Raw genomic sequence first — 5288 nt, forward strand, 5'->3', positions numbered from 1 at the left:
TCACCACGGCGTCGTGGCCGTGGCGTCCCCGGCGGACGGCGCCGCGGATCGACGATCGAGCACCCGCCCCACCCCCGGCTCCGCGCTCTGGGTCCACGCCCACCCCCGGCCCGGGTCGTTCAACGGTCGGCTCTTCCGCGAGGGCGTCGCGGCCCTGTCGCGCCGCTACGACGTGACGACGTCCGACCTGAACGCACAGGGCTTCGACCCCGTGCTCGGCGACCGCGACCTCGGCGACCTGGCCGACCGGCCCGGCAACCTCGCGGTGCTGGCCGGCGAGGCGTACGCGGCCGGGCAGCAGCCCGCCGACGTCCGCGCGGAGCAGGCGAAGCTGGCCGCCGCGGAGCTGCTCGTGCTGCAGTTCCCGCTGTGGTGGTACGGCCCGCCGGCGATCCTGAAGGGCTGGTTCGACCGCGTGCTGACCAGCGGGTTCGCCTTCGGCGACACCGACCCCGGGACGGGCCTGCCGCGGCGGTACGGGGACGGCGGCCTGGCCGGACGCCGGGCCCTGGTCGTCGTCACCGCGGGCGAGGACGAGCGCTCGATGGGGCCGCGCGGCGTCAGCGGGGACCTCGAGTCGCTGCTGTTCCCGATCACCCACGGGGTGCTCTGGTACGTCGGCATCGAGACGCTCGACCTCCACGTGGTGCCCGACGCCGACGCCCTCGAGGCGGCCGGCGTCGACCGTGAGGTGCAGCGGCTGCGGGCCCGGCTGGAGACGGTCGACACCGAGCCCGCCCGGTCGTTCCGGCGCCTGCGCGACGGCGACTACGGCCACGACCGGGCCCTGCGGGCCGACCTGCTGCCCGGTCGGACCGACCTCGGCATCCATCGCGTGGACTGACGAGCACCGTCCGCCGGAACTGCTTGCACGCGCGGGTATTTGCGAACGGTTCTATGGTGGGGCCATGACCGTTCCCACCATCACCCTCAACAACGGCGTCGAGATCCCGCAGCTGGGCTTCGGCGTCTTCCAGGTCGATCCCGACGAGACGAAGGACGCGGTGCTGACCGCGTTCGAGGTCGGCTACCGCCACGTCGACACGGCCCAGATGTACGGCAACGAGGCCGGCGTCGGCGAGGCGCTCAAGGCCTCCGGCCTGGCCCGTGAGGACGTCTTCGTCACCAGCAAGCTCAACAACAACAACCACCGTCGCGACGACGCGCTGCGCTCGTTCGACGAGACGCTCGACAAGCTCGGCGGCACGTACGTCGACCTGTTCCTCGTGCACTGGCCGCTGCCGGGCATCGACGTCGACTACGTCGACACCTGGAAGGCGATGGAGGAGATCGCCGCGTCCGGCAACGTCCGCGCGATCGGCGTCTCGAACTTCCAGCCCGCGCACCTGGACCGCGTCCTGGAGTCCGCCGAGATCGTGCCCGCGGTGAACCAGGTCGAGGTGCACCCGTACCTGACCAACGAGACGATCCGCGCCTACGACCGCGAGAAGGGCATCGCCACCGAGGCCTGGTCGCCCATCGCGCAGGGCCAGGTGCTGGACGACCCGACGATCACCGAGATCGCCCGCAAGGTCGGTCGCACGCCGGCGCAGGTGACCCTGCGGTGGGCGATCCAGCGCGGCGACATCGTCTTCCCCAAGTCGGTCACCCGCTCGCGCGTGGAGGAGAACTTCGCGCTGTTCGACTTCGAGCTGGACGAGGCCGACGTGGCCGCGATCGCCGGGCTCGACAAGGGCCACCGCACCGGCCCGGACCCGGACACGTTCAACTACGTGCCGTGACCGGTGACGGCCGCCGCGGCTAGGCCCGGGCGGTCGTCTCCTCGACGAGCCGGACGATCGTGTCCGGCTCGTCGATCATCGGGACGTGGCCGGCGCCGAGCAGGTCGACGTGACGGGCGTCGGCCAGCTGGCGCCGGGCCCGGCTCGCCTGGCCGTGGCGCAGGATGCGGTCGCGGGTGCCCCAGGCGACGGTGACGGGGACGTCGACCGTCCCCTCGAAGTGGTAGGTCGCGCCGGAGCGGGCGATCGGCCAGAACGCCGAGCCGTGCTTGAGCGCGAGGGAGTCGCCGTACATCCCGTCGGCGTCCAGCCGCTCGGTGTGCGTGAACAGCGCCAGCCCGGCTATCCGACGCCCGAGCCGGGTCGCGGTGACGCGCCGCAGCAGCCCGTCCGGCGCCGCCGCCGTCGCCTTGAGGACGGCCAGCACCACGAGCGCCTGCAGGCGGTCGCCGAGGTGGCGGAAGAACCCGGCGGGACTGAGCGCCACCACCGAGCGGGCGTGCCCCCGCTTGGCCAGCTCCAGCGCCATCGCGCCGCCGAGGGAGTTGCCCATGACGTGCGGACGCTCGACGCCCTGGCGCTCGAGCTCGGCCACCACCACGCGGCAGGCGGCCTCCATGTCGATGCGCGAGCCCTTCGGGTACGGGTCGGACTCGCCGAAGCCGGGCAGGTCGGCGGCGATCACGTCGTAGCGCTCGGCCAGCCGGTCGAGCACCGGGTCCCACGCCTGCCGGCGGTGGCCGATGCCGTGCAGCAGCAGGAGCGGCTCGCCGGCGCCCTTGCGGGTGGTGGCCAGGCGCTGGGTGGGGGACGCGGTCATCGGGCTCCTCCGGTTCGGCTACGTGACACGCAGGATGTCACATGCGGCGCCCGCGTGGAAGCGCTCGGTGGGTGGGCTACGGGCGGCGGTACACCGACAGCACGGTGATGTCGTCCATGGGCGTGCGGGTGCGGGCCAGGGCGTTGACCGCCTCGAACAGGTCGCGGGGGACGGCGTGGCGGCGCACGAGGTCGGCGACCGGCTCGAGCCAGCGGTTCTCGTCGTCCAGCAGGTCCAGGACGCCGTCGCTGAACACCACGAGGCGGTCGCCCGGCGCCATCCGGGTGACGTGCTCGGTGAACCCGCGACCGGGGACCACGCCGAGCGGAAGGTCCTCGCCGCGCATCTGCTCGGCGGTGCCGTCGGCCCGGACGAGGACGGCCAGGCCCAGGCCGGCGTCCACCCAGCGCAGCTCGCCCGACGCGAGGTCGACGACCCCCTCGAACAGGGTCACGAAGGAGCCGGCGCGGTCCAGGTCGGCGATGCTGCCCTGCTCCAGCAGGGTGATGACGCGCCCGAGGTCGGCGGTGCCCTCGGCCACGGCGCTGCGGGCCGCCCTCAGGCCGACCCGGACGCCGGCGCCGATGAGCGCCGCTCCGGTGCCCTTGCCCATGACGTCGGCCAGGCCGAAGCTGAGCAGCCCGTCGGTGACCGAGTAGTCGAAGTAGTCGCCGCCGACCGCCTGCGCGGGCGTGCACACGCCCTCGACCTGCCACTGCTCGAGCTCCAGCGGCGCGTCCGGCAGCATCGCCGCCTGCACCTGGTGGGCCCGGGTCATCTCGGCCGACGCGAGCAGCTCGGCCTCGGCCCAGCCGCCCAGCTCGTCCAGCAGCCGGCGCTCGCGCTCGCCGAACTCGCGCGGCTCGAAGTCGAACAGGCAGAAGGTGCCCAGGGCGTTGCCGGCGGCGTCGCGCAGCACGCGGGCGGCGTAGAAGCGCAGCGCGGCGTCGCCCGTGGCGAAGGGCAGGTCGCGGAACCGCGGGTCGGCGGCGGTGTCGGTCGAGACCACGACCGGCTCCATCTCGAGCGCGCGGCTGCAGTAGGTGTCCTTGCGCGGGACGGGGTCGCTCGGCAGGCCGCAGATGGTGGGGTACCAGGCCTGGTCGGCCTCGACGAGGGTGATGGAGGACGCCGGCACGTCGAACGCCACCTGGGCGGTGCGGGTCAGGCGGTCGAGCCGCTGCTGGTGGACGTCGTCCAGGACGCCCACGTTCTCCACCGCGCGTAGCCGCCGCTGCTCGGCCTCGGCCTCGTCCTGTCGCTCCACGTCCCCGTCCGTCCGCCGTCGTGCTGGTTGCTCCGCACCCTAGTCGGCGACCCGGTCGGGGACCTGACGACGTCGACCGGGGCTGGCCGCTCGTCCCTGCGCGATGGCCGGTGGGGCGCTTGCGACCCTGACAGCGTCACTGTCAGGATGGGCCCACCATCGTGAGGAGCATCACCATGCAGCGCGACATCTTCGAGCCCGACCACGACGCCTTCCGCGACACCGTCCGCGCCTTCTGCGAGAAGGAGGTCGCGCCGCACCACGAGCAGTGGGAGAAGGGCGGCGTCGTCCCGCGCGAGCTGTGGCTCAAGGCCGGCGAGCTGGGCCTGCTCGGCTTCATGATGCCCGAGGAGCACGGCGGCGGCGGCATCCACGACTTCCGCTTCCACGCGATCATCTCCGAGGAGCTGGCCCGCATCGGCGCGAGCGGCGTGGGCTTCGTGCTGCACACCGACCTCGTCTCCAGCTACCTGCTGGCCCTGGCGAACGACGAGCAGAAGGCGCGCTGGTTCCCGCCGTTCTGCACCGGCGAGATCATCAGCGCCATCGCCATGACCGAGCCCGGCACCGGCTCGGACCTGCAGAGCATCGCGACCACCGCGGTGCGCGACGGCGACCACTACGTGCTCAACGGCGCCAAGACCTTCATCTCCAACGGCATCCTGGCCGACCTGGTGGTCGTGGCGGCCAAGACCGACCCGTCGGCCGGGGCCATGGGCGTCTCGCTCATCGTCGTCGAGCGCGGCATGGCCGGCTTCGAGCGCGGTCGCAACCTGGACAAGATGGGGCTCAAGGCCCAGGACACCGCCGAGCTGTTCTTCGACGACGTCCGCGTCCCGGTGGCCAACCTGCTCGGCCAGGAGGGCCACGGCTTCATCTACCTCATGCAGAACCTGCCCCAGGAGCGCCTGGCGATCTCCGTCGGCGCGATGGCCGCGACCCGGGCGATCCTGGACATGACGCTGGACTACGTCAAGGAGCGCAAGGCGTTCGGCAAGCCGATCGGCTCGTTCCAGAACAGCCGCTTCGTGCTCGCGTCGCTCGAGACCGAGTACCGCATCGGCCAGGCGTTCGTCGACGCCAGCATCGCCGCCCACAACCGCGGCGAGCTGACCGCCGAGGAGGCGGCGATGGGCAAGTGGTGGACGACCGAGCTGCAGAACAAGGCCGCGGCCCAGTGCCTGCAGCTGCACGGCGGCTACGGCTTCATGACCGAGTACCCGATCTCCAAGGCGTACACCGACAGCCGCATCCAGACGATCTACGGCGGCACGACCGAGATCATGAAGGAGATCGTCGGCCGCTCGATGGGCCTGTAGCGACCGTCCGGCGGACGGCTGCCGTCCCTACGCTGTCGCCATGACGACCCCGCCGACGCCGCCGCGCACGGACGCGACCGCGACCGTGACCGTCCTGGTGGCCGGCGCCGCCGTCGCGGTCCACGGGCTCGCGCTGGTGG

The 5288-nt window shown here is 72.7% G+C and carries 5 protein-coding genes; 3 read left to right on the top strand and 2 right to left on the bottom strand.

The window, feature by feature from the left end; genetic code table 11:
* Both AC2W7G_RS08725 and AC2W7G_RS08730 read left to right on the top strand, forming a co-directional pair.
* On the top strand, positions 1–844 hold an 844-nt coding region (locus AC2W7G_RS08725; protein ID WP_485868086.1), incomplete at its 5' end, for an NAD(P)H-dependent oxidoreductase.
* 64 nt (positions 845–908) lie between these two features.
* A complete protein-coding gene (locus AC2W7G_RS08730) occupies positions 909–1742 on the top strand; it encodes an aldo/keto reductase (protein ID WP_485868087.1) in 834 nt (277 codons plus the stop codon).
* Between the two features lie 19 nt (positions 1743–1761).
* Here AC2W7G_RS08730 and AC2W7G_RS08735 read toward each other — a convergent pair whose 3' ends face one another.
* Entirely contained in the window at positions 1762–2562 is an 801-nt protein-coding gene (locus tag AC2W7G_RS08735; RefSeq protein WP_485868088.1) for an alpha/beta fold hydrolase, read from the bottom strand.
* A gap of 76 nt (positions 2563–2638) precedes the next feature.
* On the bottom strand, positions 2639–3829 hold the full coding sequence (locus AC2W7G_RS08740; RefSeq protein WP_485868089.1) for a PP2C family protein-serine/threonine phosphatase: 1191 nt from the start codon (positions 3827–3829) through the stop codon (positions 2639–2641).
* A gap of 176 nt (positions 3830–4005) precedes the next feature.
* Between AC2W7G_RS08740 and AC2W7G_RS08745 the strand changes: the two genes are divergently transcribed.
* Positions 4006–5148: an acyl-CoA dehydrogenase family protein gene (locus AC2W7G_RS08745; RefSeq protein WP_485868090.1), complete on the top strand. Its 1143-nt coding sequence runs from the start codon at positions 4006–4008 to the stop codon at positions 5146–5148.
* Positions 5149–5288: the final 140 nt, after the last annotated feature.

It is taken from the genome of Aeromicrobium sp. PFPM2_SD2 (assembly GCF_057364525.1).

Coding starts and splice junctions, on each gene's coding strand:
- AC2W7G_RS08745 (WP_485868090.1), top strand. CDS start 4,006: ATGCAGCGCGACATCTTCGAGCCCGACCACGACGCCTTCCGCGACACC.
- AC2W7G_RS08735 (WP_485868088.1), bottom strand. CDS start 2,562: ATGACCGCGTCCCCCACCCAGCGCCTGGCCACCACCCGCAAGGGCGCC.
- AC2W7G_RS08730 (WP_485868087.1), top strand. CDS start 909: ATGACCGTTCCCACCATCACCCTCAACAACGGCGTCGAGATCCCGCAG.